Below are 20,728 nucleotides of genomic sequence, written 5' to 3'. Positions count from 1 at the left end.
GTCGAATCGTTTTCAGCCGGCCAGCAGTCCCCGCACGGCGGCCAGCGCGGGTTGCGCGCCGATGGCGGCGAGCGACGCCTCGGCCGCGAGCCAGCATTCGCGGGCCGCGCCGGGATCGCCGAGCCGCAGCCGGGCCTTGCCGAGCACGACCAGCGCGTAGGCCTCGCCCAGCCGGTGCCCGGTGGCGCGGAAGCCTTCGACCGCTTGCGCCGCCAGGGTTTCCGCCTCCGCCGGGCGGCCCATCGAGAGGTTCGCCAGGCTGGTCCTGGCTTGCTCGGCGAGGAGCCGGAAGCCGCCTTGCCCGGCGTCGCGCAGCGCGGTTTCGGCGTGCCGGGCCGGTTCGACGTCTACTGTGGACAGTCCGATCCGGGTGCTGATCAGGCCGCGCAGGTAGCCGATCTTCGCCGCCAGCCGGTGGGCTTCCGAGTATTCGGTCAGCGCCGCGGGCGCGTCGCCGGTCTGGCGGTGGAGGTCGCCGAGCGTGGCGAGCGCGTCCACTTCGAACCGCTGGTTGCCCGCTTCGCGCGCCACCGACACGGCGAGCCGCGCGGCCGGCCACGCCCGCTCGAGGTCGCCGGTGACCCGGTGCACCGAGGCGAGCCGGACCAGCGCGTCGGCTTCGTCGTCGCGGGATCCGAGTTCCCGCAACGCTTCCAGCGCTTCGGTGAGCACGGTCAGCGCCCGCGCGAAGTCCCCCGAGACGCGGTAGCCGTAGCCGAGGTTGCACAGCGCGATCGCGGCCGCGTGCGGCGAGCCGAGCCGGCGGCAGAGGTCGAGCGCCCGTTCGTTGTGCTCGACGCCCTCGGCGAGCCTGCCGTGTTCGATGAGCACCGCGCCGAGGTTGATCAGCCCGTTCGCGGCCTGGATCGGGGTGCCGCGCCGGAGCGTGCCGTCCAGGGCCGCGGTGAAGTGCTCGATGGCCCGGTCGAGCCGGCCGAGGTCCAGGTGCACGACGCCGAGGGCGTGCAGGACCGAGTCGGCGCCGTCGAGGGCACCGGCGGCCAGGTAGGACTCCTGCGCGGCTTCGAGTTCGCCGAGCGCGGCCTCGAGATCGCCGCGGCTCCAGGCGAGGGCGCCGAGGCTGTGCCGCATGGCCCCGGCGGCCCGCTCGTCCCCGGCCCGAAGCGCGGCGGCGAGCCCGGCGGTCGCGGCCGCCTGCCAGCCGGCGTCGAGCCGGTGCGAGTGGAAGAACCCGCGCAGCAGATCCGCGGCCCGCCAGGCGAACGGCCCCGGCTCGTGCCGCGCGGTCCAGCGGATCGCGGCCAGCACGTTCCCGTACTCGGCCAGCAACCATCGGCGCGCTTCGGCGGGCTCGACGGCCCCGGCGGGTTCGGGCGCGTCGGGCAGCCGCTGCAGATCGGGGTAGAGCGCGGTCGCGGCGCCGGCGGCGGCCTGGAGGTAGTGGCCGAAGAGCCGGTCGACGGCGGCCGCGCGCTCGGCCGGGGAGAGCTCATCGCGAGCCCGCCCGGCGGCGTAGGCGCGGAGGAGGTCGTGGAGCCCGAAGCGGTCGTCGCCGCGGGACTGGACCAGGTGGCTCGTGGCGAGCTCCCGCAGGAGCCGGCCGGCATCGGGCACGCCGGCGAGCGCGGCGGCGCCGGCGAGGTCGATGTCGGCGCCGGGAAGCAGGCCGAGCAGCCGGAAGAAACCCGCCGCGGCGGGGGAGAGGGTGTCGAAGGAGAGGTCGAAGGCCCGCCGGACGCCGAGCTGCTCGGCACCGGGGATCGCCAGCCGGGCCACGAGATCGGGGCCGGCGGGGTGGTCTTCGGCCAGGCCGGGCACGTGGTCCGGGTGGGGTGCGGCGGTTCGGCCTGGGTGGTCGGGGCCGGCGGGGTGGTGGTCGCGGGCTGGACTTGGGGCGAGGTGCGGGCGGGTCGGTTGGCGGTCGGGTGGGGTGGTTCGGCTTGGGTGGTCGGCGTCGGTTGGTGTGGGCTGGGGCTCGTCGGTGGGGTGGTGGCGCTCGGGTTCCGGTGCGGCCAGCTCGGCGAGATAGCCGCCTACCGAGCGGGCCGGCCACAATGCCAGGTTCGCGCCCACGATCCGCAGCGCCAACGGCAACCCCGCGCACAGCCGTGCCAGTTCGCGGGATGCCTCTTCCTCCGCCGCCACCCGGTCCGCGCCCGCGACCGACGACAGCAGGGCGAGCGAGTCGTCCGGTGACAGCTCCGCCAGCTCCACCAGCCGGGTGTCGACCGTTGCGGCCAGGCCGGCCAGGCGGTCGCGGCTGGTGATCAGGACCGCGCAGCCCGGGGCGGCCGGCAGCAGAGCGCGGACCTGCTCGGCGCCGGCCACGTTGTCCAGCACGATCAGGACCCGGCGGTCGGCCAGCACCGAGCGGTAGAGCGCCGCGGCGTCGGCCAGGTCGGTGGGGACGCCGCCGGGGCGGACGCCGAGTGCGTGGGCGAAGCGGGTCAGGACCTCCAGCTGGTCCAGTGCCGGGACCGCCGCGTAGCCCTGGAGGTCGGCGAAGAGCTGGCCGTCCGGGAACTGGCCGGCCGCGCGGTGGGCCCAGTGCACCGCCGCCGTTGTCTTGCCGACGCCCGCCGGGCCGACCAGCAGGGCGATCGGCGGGTGGGTCGACGGCAGGCGGGCCGGGCCCAGCGCTGCGTCCAAAGTGGACAGGAGATCGGTGCGGCCGACCAGGACCGCGACGTCCGGGGGCAGCTGCCGCGGGCGGAACTCCGGGACGCCGGGCTCGTCGGCGAGGACTTCCTGATGGGTCTGCCGCAGCCGCTCGCCGGGGCCGACGCCGAGTTCGCCGGTGAACCGCCGGTGCACCGCGCGGTACGCCTCGAGCGCGTCGGCGCGCCGCCCCGAGCGGTGCAGCGCCCGCAGGTACGACACCCAGAACGCTTCCCGCCACGGGTGTTCGCGGGTCAGCCTGCCCAGCTCGGTGGTGATTCCGGCCGCATGGCCGAGGTCGAGGCTCACCGCGAAGTACCGCTCCTGCGCCAGCAGCCGCTCTTCGGCGAGCTCGGCGACGTCGTCCTGGCTCAGCACTTCGGCCGGGACGTCGGCGAGCACCGGGCCGCGCCAGCAGGCGAGCGCGCCGGCCAGCAGGTCGCGCTCGGCGGCCGGCCGGTCCGCCACCCGCGCGGCCGCGGTGAGCTCGCGGAACCGCAGCAGGTCGTGCTGCGCGGGCCGGACGCGCAGCAGGTAGCCGGTCGGCTGCGTCTCGACGACGCCGTCGCCGAGCGCGCGCCGCAGCCGGACCGCGTGGACCTGGATGCTCTTGCGGGCGGTGTCCGGCGGGGCACCACCCCACAGCAGCTCGGTGAGCCGGTCGAGGGACACCGGGGTGTTCGGCCGCATCAGCAGCGCCGCCAGCAGGGCACGGACCTTGGGTCCGGTGACGGCCACGGGCTCGCCGTCCCGCTCGACCAGCAGCGGTCCGAGCACCCCGAAGCTGAGCATGTCCTCCCCGCCCCCGCTGACCGGGCAAACCGGTCATCCCGGGTGAGAGTAGCGGGACGGGTTCAGCGCGTGATCACGGGCCGCACGACGGGCGGGGACAGCAGCGAGCCGAACACGGGCCCGGGCTCGACGATCCGCAGCGCGACGTCGTCGAAGGCCGTCCAGCAGTCGAGCACCGCCGCGCTCGCCCGGTTGACGAACCGCGAGCCGACGCAGGCCGCGCCGCCGAAGCCGTAGGGCATGTAACGGGCCTTGTGCCCCTCGGGCGGCCGGGCCCAGCGCGAGGGACGGTATTCGCCGGGCTCGGCCCAGACGTCCGGGTCGCGGTGGAGCAGGTACGTGCACAGGTACAGCCGGTCGCCGGGGACCAGCGGGACGCCGCCCAGCTCGGTGGCCGCGGTGACCTTGCGCGACAGCAGCCAGGCGACCGGCCACAGCCGCAGCGCTTCGCTGACGCGGTGGGCGGCGGGCTCGGTGACGGCGACCGGCGGCAGCGTGGTGCCCGCCGGGGTGCCGGGCCGCCAGCCCCGGTCGAGCAGCGCGGTCCAGGCGAACACCATCGACGCGGCCCGGCAGACCGCGCCGACCAGGCCGTGCAGGGCGAGCGCGACGTCGTCGGCCGACCCGAGCGCGGTCCGCATGGCGTCCGGCAGGGGACCGGTGCGCCCGGCCGCCCAGCGGTGGAGCGCGGCGTCGGCGCGGCTGTGCGCGAGCCGTCCCCGCAGGCGCCGCAGGGCCGTGGTCGTCCGGTCGAGCCCGTCGGACGCGGCGAGGGCGTCCTGCAGGGACTGCCGCGCTTTCGTCGGTAGTCCGGGGAAGAGCTGTTCGCCGAAGAGCTTGAGGTAGCACCCGGAAAGGGCGCCCGGCCAGGTTTCGCCGGCTTCGGCGGAGCGACGGAGCTCGGCGGTGATCCGCTCGGGCGGGACGGCCTGCCAGGCCCGGTCCAGTTCCCGCGCCAGCGCGGCGTTCACCGGGCGGCTGCGTTCGGAGCCGGGCACCCAGCCGGCGACGGCGCCGAACGTCGCGGCCTTGGCCGCGAACGGCGTGGTGGTCCCGGCCAGCGCCGTGCGGACGAGCTCGTCGCCGGACACCAGGTACCGGCCCGGTTCGAAGCGGCGGATCGCGATCCCGTCGCCCACCCACCCGTCGAGGGCGGCGAGCGGATCGGTGAGGAACCCGTCCGGTTCGGCGAGTGTCTGTCGCACAGCGGTCTCCCTGGGGAACGCCGCGGCCGGGGTCGCGCTGACCCCGGCCGCGGTGGTGATCAGTAGATCTCGTAGTACAGGCGCCACGCGGCGCCCAGTTCGCGGGTCCGGATGCTGCGCACCACGGAGCGGGCGAAGAAGCGGATCGTCGTCATGCGGGTACTCCTTTTTTCGATGGGTGTTCGGTTACCAGCGGAGGCCGATGTTCGACGGGCCCGCGGGCCCGCCGACGGTGGCCTCGAGCGTTTGGGCCGGCACGTTGAAGCAGACCCAGGAGGACGGCGGGGCCTCGGCGGCGAACCCGGTGCGGCAGACGACGCCGTTCGGGCCGCGGACGATCCACTCGGCCGGTCCGCTGCCGTGCACGTCGGCGTCGACCGAGAGGGTGCCGCCCGGGAACCAGACCGGATCCGTCTGGCAGAAACCACTGCTCTGGCACGTCTTCGAGATGCCGCCCTGTTCGGTGGCCAGCGCGGCCGGCGCGGCGAGCGCGAGCGAACTCGCGGCGACCGCCCCCACGACGGCCGCCCGCTTCAGTGCTCGGTTCATGTCTGCCCCTCTCTCCCTGCGGTGACGGAAGGGGGCGGGCGCCACGGACCCCCAGCCCGCGGCGCGCGTCACGATGGACGCGAGAAATGTGCTCCCCCGTGTGCCCCCTGGTGCCAGACGACCGGTTCCCGTTCACCGGCACGTCCCCCCTGCCGGTGCGTTCCGGACCCCAGCCCCCAGGCTCCGGCCGTCTGGCTCAGCCGATCTTGCCGGACGGCGGTTAAAGCCGGGCAAAACCCGGATACTCGCCGGGGAGGAGGTGGCGCTTGAGCGGGACCGTGGTCGTGCGGGTGCTGCTGGTGGCGGCGCTGGTCGTGGTGCTGGTGCTCGGGCTGGTGTGGGTGTTCCAGCGCCGGCTGGTCTACCTGCCCGGCACCACGCCGGTGCCGGCCGCCGCGAGCGTGCTGCCCGGCGCCGAGGACGTCCGCTTCCGCACGGACGACGGCCTGGAGCTGGGCGCCTGGTTCGTCCGGCCCGGCGGCCGCGAGCCGTCGGCGACGGTGCTGGTGGCCGGGGGCAACGGCGGCAACCGGGCCGGGCGCGCCCCGCTGGCGGCGAAGCTGGCCGAGGCGGGTCTGGCGGTGCTCCTGCTCGACTACCGCGGCTACGGCGGCAACCCGGGCGACCCGAGCGAAGCGGGCCTGGCCCTCGACGTCCGCGCGGCCCACCGGTTCCTGACGGCGGAGCGGCGGGTCCCGCCGGAGCGGCTCCTGTACTTCGGCGAGAGCCTCGGGTGCGCCGTCGTGACCGAGCTGGCCACGGCGCACCCGCCGGCCGGGCTGCTGCTGCGTTCGCCGTTCACCGACCTCGCGGCGGTGGGTGCCGAGGTCTACCCGTACCTGCCGGTGCGCCTGCTGCTGCGCGACCGCTTCCCGGTCGAGGAGCAGGTCGCGCGCGTGCGGGTGCCGTCGGTGGTCGTGCTGGGTGGCGCGGACTCGCTCGTGCCGCCGTCCCAGAGCCGCGCGGTGGCGGCCGCGGCGGCGGCGCGGGTGGTGGAGATCGCGGGTGCCGGCCACAACGACCCGGTGCTGCTGGACGGGCCGGAGGTGATCGACGCGGTCCGCTCGCTGGTTCCGCATTGATCGATCCTGCGCACCGGGGGCGAACCGCGTCAGCGGCCCATCTTCTTCAGCAGCTCCGCCGCGTCGACGACTTCGTCGGCCGGTGGGGCCGGGATGTCGACCGGCTTGCCCCAGTCGCGGTAGTCGGTGGTGCCCTTGATCGGCACGGACCCGGGGAAGTCGACGGCAAACCGGACCGGCCGGGCCGCGATGTCGAGCCACAGCTGGGCGGGCACCTTGGCCGCCGCCGGTTGCTGGGCCAGCTCGGGGAACAGCTCCGGGGCCTTCGCCGGGTCGAGTTCCAGCCGGTAGTGGTTGACCGGGACGTCGCCGAGCCTGGTCTGGCCGGCCGAGACGATGCGGCCGGTCCGCTCGATCTCGCGCAGGGCGCGGTCGAGGTCCGGCAGCTTGACGACCAGCGGGATCCCGGCGCCCAGCGCCTGCGCGACCGGGTCGGCGCTGCCGGCGTCCGTGCCGATCCACGGCTTGCCGGGGAGCGCTTCCTGCGGCACCCGCGTGAAGGTCCGCGGGCCGATCACCCGCGTCTCGCTGTCGTCGAGCACCACCGACAGGGCGCTCGTCCCGCCGTCGACGCGGAGCGAGCCGGTGAGGTGCTTGGTCTCGGGGCCGAGCACGACGGTCGTCGCGAACCCGGCGGATCTGCCGTGGTCGAGGCCGGCCCGGGCGGTGCGCACCAGGGCGGGGACGTCGGCGGCCGGTGGGGCGAGCGCGGCCGGGGGCGGTGGTGGTGCCGGGTCGCAGGCGGTCAGCGCCAGTGCCGCCGCGGCGACGGTCAGGACGGACTTGCGCACCCGGGCCCCCTCGAAGTCGTGTCCGGGGGGAAGGTAGCGGGGGAAGGTCACATTCCGGGCGGGGTGTGTGCGATGACCTCATCGCGCATAATGGGCCACTGACCGACTGCTTGGTATGTGCCGGGCACCACACGAAGGAGACACACTGCCGTGAACTCGTTCAAGGATCGCGTCGCGATCGTCACCGGGGCCAGCCGGGGCATCGGCCTCGGGATCGCGAAGACGCTCGTCGAACGCGGCGCCAAGGTGTGCATCACCGCGCGCAAGCCGGAGGCCCTCGAAGAGGCCGTGAACTCCCTCGGCGGCCCGGACGTCGCCATGTTCGTGCCCGGGAAGGCCGACGACACCGACCACCAGGACGAGGCGGTCGCCAAGACGATCGAGACCTTCGGCCGGCTCGACTACCTGGTCAACAACACCGGCATCAACCCGGTCTACGGGCCCACCCTGGACATCGACCCGGCGGCCGCGGCCAAGATCTTCGGCGTCAACGTGCTCGCACCGCTGGGCTGGACCAAGCGCGCCCGCGACGCGTGGATGGGCGAGCACGGCGGTGCCGTCGTCAACGTCGCTTCCGTCGCCGGTCTCGGCGCTTCGCCCGGCATCGGGATGTACGGCGTCAGCAAGGCCGCGCTGATCCGGCTGACCGTCGAGCTCGGGGCCGAGCTCGGGCCGAAGATCCGGGTCAACGCCGTCGCGCCGGCCGTGGTCAAGACGAAGTTCGCGACCGCGCTGTACGAGGGCCGCGAAGAGGAGGTCGCCTCGGCGTACCCGCTGAAGCGGCTCGGCGTCCCGGCCGACATCGCGGGCGCGGTCGCCTTCCTGCTGTCCGACGACGCGGGCTGGATCACCGGCCAGACCGTGGTGCTCGACGGCGGCGTGACCCTCGGCGGTGGCCTGTGACCGGCGTCGTCGTCACCGGGGGTGGCGGCGGCATCGGCGCCGCGCTGGCCCGCCGTTTCGCCGCCGGCGGTGCCCAGGTCGTCGTGGCCGACCTCGACGGGGACAAGGCCGCCGAAGTCGCGAAGGAGATCGGCGGCACGGCGTTCGCCGGCGACGTCGCGAGCGTCGACGGCGTCACGAAGCTGATCGAGAGCGCCCGCGCGGCACTGGGCGAGATCGACGTCTTCTGCGCCAACGCGGGCATCGCGCCCTTCGGCGGCGCGGAAAGCCCCGAGGAGGTCTGGGCGCGCACCTGGGACGTCAACGTCATGTCCCACGTCCGCGCGGCGAACCAGCTGCTGCCCGCGTGGCTCGAACGCGGCGAGGGGCACTTCATCGCGACGGTGTCCGCGGCCGGCCTGCTGACCAGCCTCGGTTCGGCGCCGTACTCGGTCACCAAGCACGGCGCGCTCGCGTTCGCCGAGTACCTGTCGGCGACCTACCGGCACCGCGGGATCACCGTGCAGGCGATCTGCCCGCAGGGTGTGCGCACGGCGATGCTGGAGAGCACCGGCACCGCCGGTCAGCTGCTGATGGGCGCGTCGGCGATCGAACCCGAGCAGGTGGCGGACGCGCTGTTCGCGGCGATGGAGTCGAAGCAGTTCCTGGTCCTGCCGCACCCGGAGGTCGCGGACTACTACGCGGCGCGCGCGACGCAGACCGACCGCTGGCTCGGCGGGATGAACAAGCTGCAGCGCAAGGTCGAAGCGGCGCTCGAGGCGGAATGAGCTGGCAGCCGGAGGTCGACGAGCTGGCCCGGCGGCGCGAGCTGGCCGAACGCATGGGCGGACCGGAGAAGGTGGCCCGCCAGCACGCCGCCGGGCGCTCGACGGTCCGGGAGCGGATCGCCGCGCTCGCCGACCCCGGCAGCTTCGACGAGATCGGCGCGCTGGCCGGTACGGCGTCCTATGTGGACGGTGAGCTGGCGTCGTTCACCCCGGCCAACTTCGTGCTCGGCACCGCCCGGCTCGACGGCAGGCGGGTGGCGCTCGGCGGTGACGACTTCACCGTCCGAGGCGGCGCCGCCGACGCCGCGATCATGGAGAAGCAGGTCCACGCCGAACGGCTGGCCCACGAGCTGCGGCTGCCGCTGGTGCGGCTGATCGAGGGCACCGGGGGCGGCGGCAGCGTCAAGATGCTGGAGCAGCACGGGTTCACCTACGTCCCGGTCAACCCGGGCTGGGACCTCGTGGTGGACAACCTTTCGACGGTCCCGGTGGTCGCGCTCTGCCTGGGCCCGGTGGCCGGGCTCGGGGCCGCGCGGGCGGTGATGTCGCACCTCAACGTCCTGGTCGAAGGCGCCGGGCAGCTGTTCGTCGCCGGGCCGCCGGTGGTCAAGCACGCGACGGGGGAGGACCTCACCAAGGAAGAGCTCGGCGGCGCGGACGTGCACCGGCGCAGCGGCGCGGTCGACCGGATCGTGGCGTCCGAAGCCGAGGCTTTCGCGGTGGTGAAACAGTTCCTGTCGTACCTGCCGTCCTCCGTGGACTCCGTGCCGCCGGTGGGGTCCACGACGGACCCGGTGGACCGCGCCGACGAAGGGCTGCTTTCGCTCGTGCCGCGCAACCGGCGCCGGCCGTACCGCCTGCGGCCGCTGCTGGACGGCGTCTTCGACGCGGGCTCGGTGTTCGACTACGCCGTGTCGGGCGGCTCGGCGTACGCGGGATTGGCGCGGCTGAACGGCCACCCGGTCGGTGTCCTGGCCACCGACCCCTACCGCGGCGCGACGCTGACCCCCGAGGGTGCCGACGTCATGACCCGGCTGGTCGACCTCTGCGAGACGTTCCACCTGCCCCTGGTGTCGCTGACCGACCAGGCGGGCATGGTGATCGGCGCGGCGGCCGAGCGCGCGGGCGCGATCCGCCACGGCGCCCGCGCGGTCACGGCGGTCTACCAGGCGCGGGTGCCGATGGCCGAGGTGATCGTCCGGCGCGTGTTCGGCGTCGGCGGCGCGGGCCAGGTCAACCGCCACCGCCTGGTCCGCCGCTGGGCCTGGCCCTCCGGCGATTGGGGCTCCCTGCCGGTCGAAGGCGGCATCGAGGCGGCCTACCGCGCGGAACTGGACGAGGCGCCGGACCGGGCGGCGCGGATCGAGGAGATCCGCGCGCGCCTGGACGCAGTGCGCTCGCCGTTCCGGACGGCGGAGCGCTTTTCGGTCGAGGACGTCATCGACCCGCGCGAGACCCGCTCGCGGCTGTGCGAGTGGATCGGCGACGCCTACGCGGTGCTGCCGAGGCTGGCGGGCCCGCCGTCGTTCGGGACGCGGCCCTAGCGGACGCGGTACCAGTTCGGCGCCAGGAGTTCGAGCGCGACCGGCTCGCCGCGGGGCCGGTCGGGCACGCGCCCCAATGTGGCATTGGGTGCGCTGGACGCACCGAACGCCACATTGGGTGCGCTGGACGCACCGAACGCCACATTGGGGCGCTCGTCCCGAACATCAACCGGCTTGCGGAACTCGGCCCTAGCGGACGCGGTACCAGTTCGGCGCGAGGAGTTCGAGCGCGACCGGCTCGCCGCCGGGCCGGTCGAACATCCGGACGCCGTCGCCGAGGAGCACTGGGACCGGCAGGGCGAGGATCTCGTCCAGCAGCCCGGCTTCGAGGCACTGGCGGGCGACGTCGGCGCCGAGGACGTTGACGTACTCGTCCCCGGCGGCTTCCTTCGCCGCGGCGACGGCTTCCGCCAGGTCGCCGACGAAGGTGATGCCGGGCGCGGGGGCCGCGGGCCGGTGGGTGAGCACGAACTGCGGGCCGTCCCAGCCCCCGCCGAACGGCTTGCCCTCGGCTTCGGTGCCGCGGTGGGGGTCGTCGCCGCCGTAGGTGCGGCGCCCGACGAGCAGGGCGCCGATCCGCGGGATGAGCTCGTCGACGACCGGGTCGGGCCCGAGGAAGGGCGTCAGCCAGGACATGTCCCCGCCGGGGCCGGCGATGAACCCGTCGAGGGACGTGCTGAAGGCGTAGAGCAGCTTGGCCATGGGACCTGCTTTCCGTGGTGGCGTCGGTCGGGAGTACCGACCGGCCGGGCCGCGGAAACTCATCGGTCCGGGAACTCCGGGGGACGGCGTTCGTTCCAGCTGGCCAGTCCCTCGGCCAGTTCGGGACGGCCGAACGACTCGATCATCAGCGCCGTGGCCTCCCGCGCGGCCTCTTCGAGCGTCAGGGACGCCTCCCGCCCGAACTGCTGCTTCATCACGGCCATCGAGCGGGGCGCGCTGTAGGTCGCCAGCTCGGTCGCGTACGCGTGAGCTCGAAGCGCCAGTTCCCCGGCCGGCACGACCTCCTGGACCAGGCCGTAGTCCAGGGCCTGCTCCGCGGTGAACGTGCGGCCGGACAGCAGCAGGTCACGGGCCCGTCCCTGGCCGACGAGCTCCGGCAGCAGCTTCGCGACGCCGTACTCGGCGATCAGCCCGCGCCGCGCGAACGCCGTGGTGAACTTGGCGCCCGCGGCGGCGAAGCGGACGTCCGCCGAGCAGGCGATGACGAAGCCCAGCCCGGCGCACCCGCCGTTGATCGCGGCGACCACGGGAACCCCGACCGACGACGCCGCCAGGACGTCCCGGAAGTTCTCGTGCCCGCCGCCCCCGGCCGGGGGAGCGGCGGCGAGGCCGTCGAGCAGCCCCAGGTCGGCACCGGGGCAGAACGCCTTGCCCGCCCCGGTGACGACGACCGCGCGGACGGCGGCGTCCGCGTCGGCCTGCCGCAGCAGGGCGCCGTAGCGGGCCTGCATCGGGACGTCCATCGCGTTGCTGCGGGCGGGTTTGTCGAACGTCAGCGTCGCGACCGCGCCGTCCGCCGCGTACCGCACACCATCCACAGTGGACAAGGCCGCCTCCTCGGGGTCGGCCACCATACTAAGCGGTCGCTTCGGTGGTGGCCAGGCCCTGACGGAGGTCAGGCCCCCGGCCGGTTGCCCGTCGGGATCGTGATCGGGGTCGTCGTCGGCGAGCTGACCTTGTTCAGGAACAGCATCGCGATGGCGCGGATGAACTGGTCGAACAGGTAGAACCCGGCCGGCGCGATCGGCAGCAGCCCTTCCCGGAAGGCGATGTAGGCCGGCCAGCCGGTGCGGATCAGCGTCGCGGCCGCGTAGTCGCGGCGCAGGCCGAGCCAGTCGCCGACCGCGTCGCTGAGGGCGTAGCGGACGAACTCGTTGAGGAATCCCCGCGTGACGCCCAGGTCGATCTGCGCGGTCAGGCCGAGCAGGTCCTCCGCCAGTTCCTTGCCCTCCGTCGTCGGCGAGAGGAGCGGGGTGAGCACCCGCGTCGACTGCGCGTCGGCTTCGGCCCACGTCTTCGGGATGAACTCGTCGCGGACGCCGAGCAGGTGGATGGCGACCTGCCACTGGTGCAGGAACGCCTCTTCGTCCGCGGCCGACATCGGGACGCGCCATTCCAGCAGCTTCCGGTGCACGTAGGTGCCGAGGCTGTGGAAGGTCACCAGGATGTCGCCGTTGCTGATCGGGATCTGCTCGTCGGCGACCGCCTTCCAGTGCGGCGACTGGGGCAGCAGGTGGCGCACCGCGGCGTGCACCAGGCGGGTTTTGTTCGCGGTGACCACGAACTGGCCCCCGGGTTCGAACGCGTTCAGGTCGCTCAGGTCGTAGCCGAAGGTGAACGTCTTCGCCGCGCGGTCCTGCATGTTCGCCCCGCCCGCGGACCAGTAGACCGACTTGGCCTCCCGCGGGATCACCGTGCTCATGATGCCGCTGCCCAGGCCGTAGAGCAGGAACAGGTAGGTGTCCTTGCGGCGGTTGAAGTCGGCGGCGCGGCGCAGCTTGGCCGCGTCGGCCCAGGACGGCAGCCGGTTGACCTGCTGCAGGTAGCCGGCGAGGTCGGCGGGCAGGCCGGTGGGCAGCGGGTCGTCGTTGTTCACCCACGGCCGCAGCGCGGTGTTGACCGCGGGGACGCCGCCGGTGCCGAGGACGCCCGCCATGATGCGGTCCACCTCGTCGTCCCACGTCCACCACGGATCCGCGCCCGCGGCGGCACCGCCGGCCGACGCCCAGGCCGGGACGGCGTTCGCCGCGCTCACCAGACCCAGTGCGACGCCGAGCGAAAGAGCGTTCCTCCGGCTGAGATTGCTCATTTACTTACCTAGCTTCCTCGGTAGGCAGTACCTGGATGAAGCCTCGACAAACGTCGTGCTACGAGCAAGTCCAGTACGAGATTCTCCATTAACATAGCGCGGCGGGCAAGTGCCGGGTCCGGTTCGTGGTTGACTGGCGGGCATGGCCCCGCTCCCGCGCACCCCCGCCCGGCGGCCGCGGTGACCGCCGGGCCGGCCGCGGCGGCCCGGCCGCGCAACCGCAAGCAGCTCATCGTCGAAGCGGCCGCCACGGTGTTCAGCGAGCGCGGCTACCACTCGGCGTCCATGGAGGACATCGCGGCCGCCGTCGGCATCACCGCGGCCGCGCTGTACCGGCACTTCCCGAACAAGTACGCGCTGTTCGCCGAGTGCGCGAACGTCATGGCGGACCGGCTCGTCGCGGCGGTGCCGCCCGGCGGGACGGCAGCGGACGTCCTGGCCGCCGTCACCCGGGTCACCGTCGCCCACCGCGGGGCGGGCGGCCTGTACCGGTGGGAGGCCCGCTACCTCGAGCGCGACGACCGCCGTGTGCTCAAGGGGAAGTTCGCGCACGTCGTCGGCCGGGTGGCGGACGCGATCCGGCGCGAGCACCCGGGGCCGGGCGAGCACCTGCGGGCGGTGGCGGCACTGGGCGCGATCGGCTCGATCACGATGCACCACAACTCGATCGCCCGGCGGCGCGTCGAAGACCTCCTGCTGGCGTCCGCGCTGCGCGTGGCCGCGACCGACACCCGGCGGGCGCTCGCGGGCGAGCCGCTCGTCGAACTGCCCGCCGTGCCCCTCCCGCGCACGCGGCGGTCGGAGATCCTCGCGGCCGCCGTCCCGCTGTTCGAACGGGCGGGGTTCGCCGCCGTCACCAACGGGATGATCGCCGAAGCCGTGGGACTGGTGCCGTCCGGGCTCTACCGGTACTTCCCCGGCAAGGCCGACATCCTGGCGGCGGCGTGCCTGCAGGCGGCCGGCCTGCTGGCCCAGGCGGTCGAGCACAACCTGCGCGGGGTGACCGGCGCGCGCGACGCCCTGCTCGCGCTGACGGCGACCTACGTGGCCTACAGCTTCGAGCAGCACGCCCTCACCAGCGTGGCCGACGCCGAGGTCGCCGGCCTGCCCGCCGGGTTGCGCCGCCCCCTGGTCGCGGCGCAGCGCGAGCACATCGCCGTCTGGGAGCAGCACCTGCGGCAAGCCCGGCCGGACCTCGACGCGCGCCAGGCACGGGTGCTGGTGCACGCCGGCTTCGGCGTGGTCGTGGAGGCCGGGCGCCGCCTGCGGTGGGAGGACAGCCCCGAGCACCGGGCCGCCGTCGCCGCGTTGTTCGTGAGCGCACTGGACCTGTCCTGACGTCCGAGGCTAAACCGGCCGGGGCCGCTGGGCGTGGGGGCGGCGTCGGCCGATCCCAGGGGGAACCATGCTCAAGCGAACTCTCACAGTGGTGGCGCTGCTCGCCGCCGCCTGCCTGCCCGGCGTGTCACCGGCGGCCGCGGCGGGCTGCACCTGGACGATGACGCCGCTGGCGTTGCCGTCGCCCTACACCAGCAGCTACGTTTTCGCGGCAGCGGAGGGCGGCTGGTTCCTCGGGCAAGCGCGCAGCGACACCGCGACCCCGACCGTGCGGTGGCACGGCGGCCAGATCGTCTCGTCGTTCCACCTGACCGAGGCGCGCGACATCAACTCCTCCGGAGACGTCGTGGGGGACGGCGGAACCGGGGACTGGTGGGCCGCCAAGCCGGTTGTCTACCGCAATGGCCAGTTCGTGAACCTGCCCATGCCGCAAGGGTTCCGGTCCGCCAAGGCCACGCACATCAACAACGCCGGTGACGTCGTCGGCGTCGCCTACGGTGAGTTCAGCGACGTCCACCCGGTGCTCTGGGCCGCCGCCCGGCCGGGCACCGCCGAAGTCCTCAACCCGGATCCCCAGCACCTGTACGACACCTACCCGGTCGACGTCGACGAGCAGGGCCGCGTCCTGCTCTACACCGACATCGGCGAGCGCTCGGGCGAGGTGTTCGTCCGCGCCGCCGGCGGCGGCTACCGGCAGCTCCCGCCGCTCTACCCCGGCGGTTCGGTCCTGCTCGAGGCGTTCCACGGCGGGCGCATCGCGGCTTCGGTCGTCACACCCGAGCTGACCATGGTCGCCATCGAGGCGGACCTGGACGGCCACGTCGTGCACACGACCACCGAAGCCGCCGACACGCTGTTCCTCGACGCCGGCACGACGATGGTCGGCGTGGCCCACACGTTCGACCCGGAAAACTACGAACTCCGGGTCTGGGAGAACGGCGTGCCCACCGCGGATCTGGCCGGCGACCCCGACTTCAACGCGGCACCGGGACCCGCCGGCCTCACCGACGACGGGACGCTGGCCGCCACGATCACCTGGCCGGGCACGACCCGGAAACGGGCGGTCGCGTACCACCGCGGCTGCTGAAGGCCGGCACTGCCAGTCGGGCAGGTATTCGAAGTGCTCCTTGAGCGTCCGCTTCGCGTCGGCGGACGCCGGGTCGGTTCAGGTTGTCCGGTCAGCCGACGGCGGAAGACCGCCGATCGGCGGCCAGGACCGCCGAGAGGCCGGCCCGCAGATCCGCGACGAAATACCCGGGAACCTCCAGCGACGGAAAGTGCCCGCCCTTTTCCGGCGCGTTCCACCGGACGATCCGCCGGTACCGCTCCCGCGCCCACGGGCGCGGGCACTTCTCGATGTCGCGGGGGTACATCGTGATCGCCGCCGGGACGTCGACCCGCAGGTCGGGGTCGAGCGAATTGTGGCTCTCGTAGTAAATGCGCGCCGCCGACGCGCCCGTCCGCGTCAGCCAATACAGGGTGACGTCGTCGAGTACGCGGTCGAGGGAAATCGTCTCGAACGGGCTGTCTTCGGTGTCCGACCATTCGGCGAACTTGTCGAGGATCCAGGCGAGCAGCCCGACCGGTGAGTCGACGAGCGAATAGCCGATGGTCTGCGGCCGGGTCGCCTGCTGCTTCGCGTACGCCGCGCGGTGGTGCCAGAAGTGGCGGGTTTCCTCGGCCCACCGGCGCTCGGTCGCGGTCAGCCCGTCCGTCGTCAGCCCGGGCGGGCCTTCGGCGAACGTCGTGTGGATGCCGAGGACGTGCTCCGGGAAGCGGCCGCCGAGCACCGTCGTGATGTTGCCGCCCCAGTCGCCGCCGTGTGCGGTGAACTCGGGGTAGCCGAGGCGGCCCATCAGCTCCACCCAGGCGGCCGCGATCTTTTCGGTGCCCCAGCCGGTGGTGGCCGGCTTGTCGCTGTAACCGAAGCCGGGCAGCGAGGGGGCCACGACGTGGAACGCCGGCGCGTCCGCGTCCTCCGGATCCGCCAGTTCGGCCACGACGTCGACGAACTCGGCGACGCTGCCCGGCCAGCCGTGCGTCATGAGCAGGGGAGTGGCGTCGGCGCGCGCGGAGCGGCGGTGCAGGAAGTGGATGCCCAGACCGTCGATGGTCGTGCGGAACTGGCCGATCTCCTCGAGGCGGTCTTCGAACGACCGCCAGTCGTACCCGGTGCGCCAGTGGTGCACGACCTCGACGAGGTCGGCGAGCGGCACGCCCTGGTCCCGCGCCGTCTCGGCTTCCGGCAGCCGCGCGGCGGCCAGCCGGGCCCGCAGGTCGTCGAGTTCGGCGTCCGTCGCGCGGGCTGCGAACGCGTGCACGGGCTGGGACATGAGAACCTCCTGTCGTTGTGGAACCGGCATTGGTGGTTCTAACACGACGACATGACCGAGGGCAACCGGCTATGGTGGTTCCATGCGTGCCGGATACCCCGAATTCCGCCTCGGCAGCGTGCTGGCGACCAGCTTCACGGCGACCCTCACCGAGCGCCGCGGCGACGCCGTCGAGCGCATCCCCGTGCCGCACCGGCTCGTCGACTGGCTGGCGGTGAGCGGCCTCGAAGTGGATTCGTGCACCGACGCCCAGCTCGAGTCGGCCAAGGAACTGAGGGAGGCGATCCACGCCGCCGCGACCGCGGCCGCGATCGGGGAACCCCTCCCTGAGGCCGCGGTCGGGATCATCAACGACCGCAGCGTCGAGGGCCGGGCCGCCGCCGTCTTGACGCCCGATGGCGAACGGCGGTGGCGGCTCGGCCCGGCTTCCGCGCTGGAAGACGCCCTCGGCGTGATCGCGGCCGACGCGGTCGGCATCCTTTCCGGCGAACGGGACGGGAGGCTGGCCTTGTGCGCGTCGCCGACCTGCCAGGCCGCCTTCTTCGACACCAGCCGGAGCCGCACCCGCCGGTGGTGCGACATGGGCACGTGCGGCAACCGGGAGAAGAAGGCGCGCTTCACCGCCGGCCGGCGCGCGTCGGCGGGCTGATCAGTCCTTCAGCAGGCTGCCGCGCCGCCAGATCGCCCGGATGTCGAGCGTGGCGCCGATGTCGGCCGTCGGGTCGCCGTCGACGAGCAGGAGGTCGGCGCGGAGTCCCTCGGCGACGCGGCCGCGGTCGCCGAGGCCGAAGCGGCGGGCCGTGGTCGCCGTCGCGGCGCGCAAGGCGTGGGCCGGGGTCAGGCCGGCGGCCACGAGGTAGCGCAGCTCGCGGTGCAGGCTGGCGCCGTGCGCCAGGCCGCCGAAGAAGGTCTCCGGCATGGAGGCGTCGGTGCCGGCCAGGATGTCGACGCCCGCGGCGGCCAGCGCCCTGACGGTGGCCAGCACGTCCTCGAGCTTGCCCTGCGGGTAGCGGTCGTAGCTGGCGCGCAGCGTCTTGTCCCAGTTGCCGTCGAGGCGGCGGGCGACCCGCGGGTCGTCGGCGACGTCGCTGCCGGTGATGCCCATCATCGACGCGTCGAGGCCGACGCACGGCACGACGAACATGTCCGCTCCGGCGATCAGGTCCACGATCTCCGCGGTGTGAGGCCGGTCCATGAACACGTGGACGACCCCGTCGACGCCCGCCTCGGCGGCCATCCGGGTGGCGTCGAGGGTCAGCGTGTGGGCGACGGTGAGGGCGCCGTACTTCTTGGCCTCGGCGACGCCGGCGTTCAGCGTGGCCTGGTCGAGCATCGGCAGCCCGGGGTGCCCTTCGACGCTGCCGTCGTCGATCATGAACTTGATGTAGTCGGAACCGCGGGCGAGCAGCCGCGGGACGAAGGCCGCGGCCTCCTCCGGCGTGGTGGAGAACGGCATCAGCGGCATGACCGGCGGCCGGTCGCCGCCCGGCCGGAACCCCTCCGGCATCAGCTCGCTCGGGTGCCCGCCGGGTGGCGTGATGGCGAAGCCGGACGACCGGATGTCGGCCACCGTGTCGTCCTCGGACAGGTGCGCCCGGTTCTCGCGGGTGTTGAGGCCCTGCATCTCCAGCTCGGTGGTGACGCCGAACCGCAGGGCCAGCGCCCGGGAGCCCGGCGCGGAGTGGACGTGCGCGTCGATCAGCCCGGGCAGCAGGGTCGCGCCCCGGCCGTCGACGACCTCGGCGCCGTCGGGCACTTCGCCGCCGACCTGGCGGATCTTCCGGCCGTCGAGCACGACGGTCCGCACTCCCAGCGGCTTCTCGCCGTCGAAGACCTGGGCTCCGGTGATGGCGGTGGTGGCCATGGCGGCCTCGCTTCCTCGTTCGCAGTTACATACCCAATGCTATGCAGTTAACGACTGGCATGCAAATGCCGGGGGTACTACGATCGGGGCGTGAGCACCGCGCGTTCCGCCGAGGACCTGCTGCTGGACCGGATCGGCCCGGCGCTGTCCCGGCTGCGCCGGCGGACCCCGGCCTCGGGCCGTGACCTCTCCCGCAACCTGGTGCTGAACGTGGTCGCCGACGCCCCGGGCGAGATGACCGTCGGCGGGCTCGCCGCCGAAATGGGGGTCGCGCAGCCGGTGGCCAGCCGGACGGTCGCGGCCTGCATCGCCGACGGCCTGGTGCGGCGCGCGGCTTCCCAGGCCGACGGCCGCCGGACCGTGCTGGAGCTCACCGAACGCGGTGAAGCGGAGCGAGACCGCTTCGCCGCCGAGCAGCGCGAGGCGTTCGAAGCCATCACGGCGGACTGGCCGGCGGCGGACCGCGTCCAGTTCGCGCGGCTGCTCGTCCGGTACACCACCGACGCCGGCGCCTGGTCCCGGCGCGGCTGAGTCCGGCCCACTGTCCACTGTGGAGCAGTCGGGCCATCGCAACATTTCCACAACTTCCCCACTGACGGCGCCGCCGACCATCGGCGGACGGCCCGCGTCCGCGGGCGACGTCTTCCTGGGAGAGGAAGGGAAATGGCCACACGTCACACCACCCGGCGCCGGGCGGCGCTCGCGCTCGCGGCCGGGTGCACCGTGCTGGCGGGCTCGCTGGCCGGTGTAGCCGCCGGACCGGCGCTCGCGTCGAGCCATCGGGAAGCACCGCTGATTTCCGGTGATCCGCCGGTCGACAACACCGATGTCTACGCGTTCGTCAGCCCGGACAAGCCGGACACCGTCACGCTCGTCGCGAACTGGTTCCCGTTCGAGGAACCCAACGGCGGGCCGACGTTCTACCCGTGGGCCACCGACGCCCACTACGACCTCAACATCGACAACAACGGGGACGCGAAGGCGGACCTCACCTACCGGTGGGACTTCCGCACCGACGACCGGCGGGGGAACGACACCTTCCTCTACAACGACGACCCGGTGACGTCGCTGGACGACCCGGATCTGTTGTTCCGCCAGACCTACACGCTGACGCTGTTCGACCGGCCGAACAACCGGGTCGTGACCCTGGCCAGCGGGGCGAAGGTCGCGCCGTCGAACGTCGGGCCGGCGTCGATGCCGAACTACGGCGTGCTCCGCAACCAGGCCATCACCGCGATCCCCGGCGGCGGGCAGAGCTTCGCCGGGCAGGCCGACGACCCGTTCTTCCTCGACCTGCGGGTCTTCGACCTGCTCTACGGCGGCAACCTGTCCGAGGTCGGGCAGGACACGGTGGCCGGCTACAACGTGAACACCGTCGCGCTGCAGGTGCCCAAGAGCGCGCTGACGCTCGGGGGCAACCCCACCCGGAACCCGAACATCGGGGTCTGGAGCGACACCGAGCGCTACTCGATCACGCTGCGGTCCCCCGGGGTGCAGCAGTCGAGCGGCTCGGAGGTCCAGGTGTCGCGCCTGGGCAACCCGCTGGTCAACGAAGTCGTGGTGCCCGCGGGCCTGAAGGACAAGTTCAACTCGCTGCTGCCGGAGCAGGACCGGACGGTGCCCGCGCTGGTGAACCGGATCAACTTCCCGGAGGTGCCCGCGCTCGTCCAGCGGATCTACGGCATTCCCGCGCCGGCCACGCCGCGCAACGACCTCGTGGAGATCTTCCTGTACGGGATCACCACGAAGTTCGGCACCCAGCTCGGGAACCTGGACCTCAACTCCCAGCTGAACAACCTCGACGTCAACCCGGCGAACTTCGCGCCGTCGGAGCAGCTGCGGCTGAACACGTCCATCGCGCCGGCCGCGCAGCCCAGCCGGCTCGGGTTGCTCGGGGGCGACCGCCAGGGGTTCCCGAACGGCCGCCGGCTGGCCGACGACGTGCTCGACATCAGCCTGCAGGTGCTGGAGGGCGCCGCGGTCAGCGGTCCCGTCGCGGCGCTCGCCGCGGGTGACCGGGTCGACGCGAACAACGTGGCGTTCGGCACGACGTTCCCGTACGTCGCGCTGCCCAACAACACCGCGGTCAACTCACGGCGCTAGTCCGCCGGTCCGCCGCGGCCGGTCGT

Annotated in this window: 18 protein-coding genes; 9 read left to right on the top strand and 9 right to left on the bottom strand. The window is 73.6% G+C overall.

All coding sequences use genetic code 11. From position 1 onward, the window contains the following. Positions 1–12 precede the first annotated feature (12 nt). The 3 genes from SD460_RS33320 to SD460_RS33310 all read right to left on the bottom strand — a co-directional run bounded on the left by SD460_RS33320 (position 13) and on the right by SD460_RS33310 (position 5,165). Entirely contained in the window at positions 13–3,411 is a 3,399-nt protein-coding gene (locus SD460_RS33320) for an AfsR/SARP family transcriptional regulator (protein ID WP_318307235.1), read from the bottom strand. A gap of 62 nt (positions 3,412–3,473) precedes the next feature. Further along, positions 3,474–4,616: a cytochrome P450 gene (locus tag SD460_RS33315; RefSeq protein ID WP_318307234.1), complete on the bottom strand. Its 1,143-nt coding sequence runs from the start codon at positions 4,614–4,616 to the stop codon at positions 3,474–3,476. A gap of 186 nt (positions 4,617–4,802) precedes the next feature. Next, on the bottom strand, positions 4,803–5,165 hold the full coding sequence (locus tag SD460_RS33310; protein WP_290062379.1) for a hypothetical protein: 363 nt from the start codon (positions 5,163–5,165) through the stop codon (positions 4,803–4,805). 266 nt (positions 5,166–5,431) lie between these two features. On the opposite strand from SD460_RS33310, the gene SD460_RS33305 reads away from it, so the two are divergent. Next, positions 5,432–6,247, top strand: a complete 816-nt coding sequence (locus SD460_RS33305; protein WP_290062378.1) for an alpha/beta hydrolase — start codon at positions 5,432–5,434, stop codon at positions 6,245–6,247. A 29-nt stretch (positions 6,248–6,276) separates the two neighbouring features. Here the strand turns inward: SD460_RS33305 and SD460_RS33300 are convergent, their stop codons facing one another. Then, the gene (locus tag SD460_RS33300) at positions 6,277–7,038 is read right to left on the bottom strand and encodes a hypothetical protein (protein ID WP_318307233.1); all 762 of its coding nucleotides are present in this window, start codon (positions 7,036–7,038) and stop codon (positions 6,277–6,279) included. Positions 7,039–7,188: 150 nt separating this feature from the next. Between SD460_RS33300 and SD460_RS33295 the strand changes: the two genes are divergently transcribed. The 3 genes from SD460_RS33295 to SD460_RS33285 are packed head-to-tail and all read left to right on the top strand — an operon-like array spanning position 7,189 to position 10,252. Continuing rightward, positions 7,189–7,941: an SDR family oxidoreductase gene (locus SD460_RS33295; protein ID WP_290062376.1), complete on the top strand. Its 753-nt coding sequence runs from the start codon at positions 7,189–7,191 to the stop codon at positions 7,939–7,941. Next, a complete protein-coding gene (locus SD460_RS33290) occupies positions 7,938–8,708 on the top strand; it encodes an SDR family oxidoreductase (protein WP_290062375.1) in 771 nt (256 codons plus the stop codon). Before SD460_RS33295 ends, SD460_RS33290 begins: the two co-directional genes overlap by 4 nt. Next, positions 8,705–10,252 carry an acyl-CoA carboxylase subunit beta gene (locus SD460_RS33285; RefSeq protein ID WP_318307232.1) on the top strand — a complete coding sequence of 516 codons (1,548 nt, stop codon included), beginning with the start codon at positions 8,705–8,707 and terminating at the stop codon, positions 10,250–10,252. Before SD460_RS33290 ends, SD460_RS33285 begins: the two co-directional genes overlap by 4 nt. Positions 10,253–10,441: 189 nt before the next feature. On the opposite strand, the gene SD460_RS33280 is transcribed toward SD460_RS33285, so the two are convergent. From SD460_RS33280 to SD460_RS33270, 3 genes are all read right to left on the bottom strand, one after another. After that, a complete protein-coding gene (locus SD460_RS33280; protein ID WP_318307231.1) occupies positions 10,442–10,954 on the bottom strand; it encodes a dihydrofolate reductase family protein in 513 nt (170 codons plus the stop codon). Between the two features lie 59 nt (positions 10,955–11,013). Then, positions 11,014–11,802, bottom strand: coding sequence for an enoyl-CoA hydratase-related protein (locus SD460_RS33275; protein WP_318307230.1), 789 nt, complete (start codon positions 11,800–11,802; stop codon positions 11,014–11,016). 68 nt (positions 11,803–11,870) lie between these two features. Further along, the gene (locus SD460_RS33270) at positions 11,871–13,064 is read right to left on the bottom strand and encodes an oxygenase MpaB family protein (RefSeq protein ID WP_290063001.1); all 1,194 of its coding nucleotides are present in this window, start codon (positions 13,062–13,064) and stop codon (positions 11,871–11,873) included. Between the two features lie 180 nt (positions 13,065–13,244). On the opposite strand from SD460_RS33270, the gene SD460_RS33265 reads away from it, so the two are divergent. After that, positions 13,245–14,402 (top strand): TetR/AcrR family transcriptional regulator, encoded by a 1,158-nt coding sequence (locus SD460_RS33265; RefSeq protein ID WP_318307676.1) that lies wholly within the window; start codon positions 13,245–13,247, stop codon positions 14,400–14,402. 67 nt (positions 14,403–14,469) lie between these two features. Next, on the top strand, positions 14,470–15,489 hold the full coding sequence (locus tag SD460_RS33260; protein ID WP_290058324.1) for a hypothetical protein: 1,020 nt from the start codon (positions 14,470–14,472) through the stop codon (positions 15,487–15,489). 91 nt (positions 15,490–15,580) lie between these two features. Here SD460_RS33260 and SD460_RS33255 read toward each other — a convergent pair whose 3' ends face one another. Next, on the bottom strand, positions 15,581–16,735 hold the full coding sequence (locus SD460_RS33255; RefSeq protein ID WP_318307229.1) for an epoxide hydrolase family protein: 1,155 nt from the start codon (positions 16,733–16,735) through the stop codon (positions 15,581–15,583). 82 nt (positions 16,736–16,817) lie between these two features. Between SD460_RS33255 and SD460_RS33250 the strand changes: the two genes are divergently transcribed. Continuing rightward, positions 16,818–17,384, top strand: a complete 567-nt coding sequence (locus SD460_RS33250) for a CGNR zinc finger domain-containing protein (RefSeq protein ID WP_290058322.1) — start codon at positions 16,818–16,820, stop codon at positions 17,382–17,384. On the opposite strand, the gene SD460_RS33245 is transcribed toward SD460_RS33250, so the two are convergent. Then, complete coding sequence (locus SD460_RS33245; RefSeq protein WP_318307228.1) at positions 17,385–18,599, bottom strand: amidohydrolase family protein; 1,215 nt, start codon at positions 18,597–18,599, stop codon at positions 17,385–17,387. A gap of 90 nt (positions 18,600–18,689) precedes the next feature. Here SD460_RS33245 and SD460_RS33240 point away from each other — a divergent pair, with 90 nt between their 5' ends. Together SD460_RS33240 and SD460_RS33235 are read left to right on the top strand one after the other, a co-directional pair. Then, complete coding sequence (locus SD460_RS33240) at positions 18,690–19,130, top strand: MarR family winged helix-turn-helix transcriptional regulator (protein ID WP_290058320.1); 441 nt, start codon at positions 18,690–18,692, stop codon at positions 19,128–19,130. A gap of 132 nt (positions 19,131–19,262) precedes the next feature. Beyond that, entirely contained in the window at positions 19,263–20,702 is a 1,440-nt protein-coding gene (locus SD460_RS33235) for a DUF4331 domain-containing protein (protein WP_290058319.1), read from the top strand. The last annotated feature ends 26 nt before the right edge of the window (positions 20,703–20,728 follow it).

The sequence above is a fragment of the Amycolatopsis solani genome (assembly GCF_033441515.1).
Lineage (GTDB): Bacteria > Actinomycetota > Actinomycetes > Mycobacteriales > Pseudonocardiaceae > Amycolatopsis > Amycolatopsis solani.
This window is presented reverse-complemented; position numbering and strand designations above follow the sequence as displayed.

Coding starts and splice junctions, on each gene's coding strand:
- SD460_RS33320 (WP_318307235.1), bottom strand. CDS start 3,411: ATGCTCAGCTTCGGGGTGCTCGGACCGCTGCTGGTCGAGCGGGACGGC.
- SD460_RS33310 (WP_290062379.1), bottom strand. CDS start 5,165: ATGAACCGAGCACTGAAGCGGGCGGCCGTCGTGGGGGCGGTCGCCGCG.
- SD460_RS33285 (WP_318307232.1), top strand. CDS start 8,705: ATGAGCTGGCAGCCGGAGGTCGACGAGCTGGCCCGGCGGCGCGAGCTG.
- SD460_RS33280 (WP_318307231.1), bottom strand. CDS start 10,954: ATGGCCAAGCTGCTCTACGCCTTCAGCACGTCCCTCGACGGGTTCATC.
- SD460_RS33270 (WP_290063001.1), bottom strand. CDS start 13,064: ATGAGCAATCTCAGCCGGAGGAACGCTCTTTCGCTCGGCGTCGCACTG.
- SD460_RS33260 (WP_290058324.1), top strand. CDS start 14,470: ATGCTCAAGCGAACTCTCACAGTGGTGGCGCTGCTCGCCGCCGCCTGC.
- SD460_RS33255 (WP_318307229.1), bottom strand. CDS start 16,735: ATGTCCCAGCCCGTGCACGCGTTCGCAGCCCGCGCGACGGACGCCGAA.
- SD460_RS33250 (WP_290058322.1), top strand. CDS start 16,818: ATGCGTGCCGGATACCCCGAATTCCGCCTCGGCAGCGTGCTGGCGACC.
- SD460_RS33245 (WP_318307228.1), bottom strand. CDS start 18,599: ATGGCCACCACCGCCATCACCGGAGCCCAGGTCTTCGACGGCGAGAAG.
- SD460_RS33235 (WP_290058319.1), top strand. CDS start 19,263: ATGGCCACACGTCACACCACCCGGCGCCGGGCGGCGCTCGCGCTCGCG.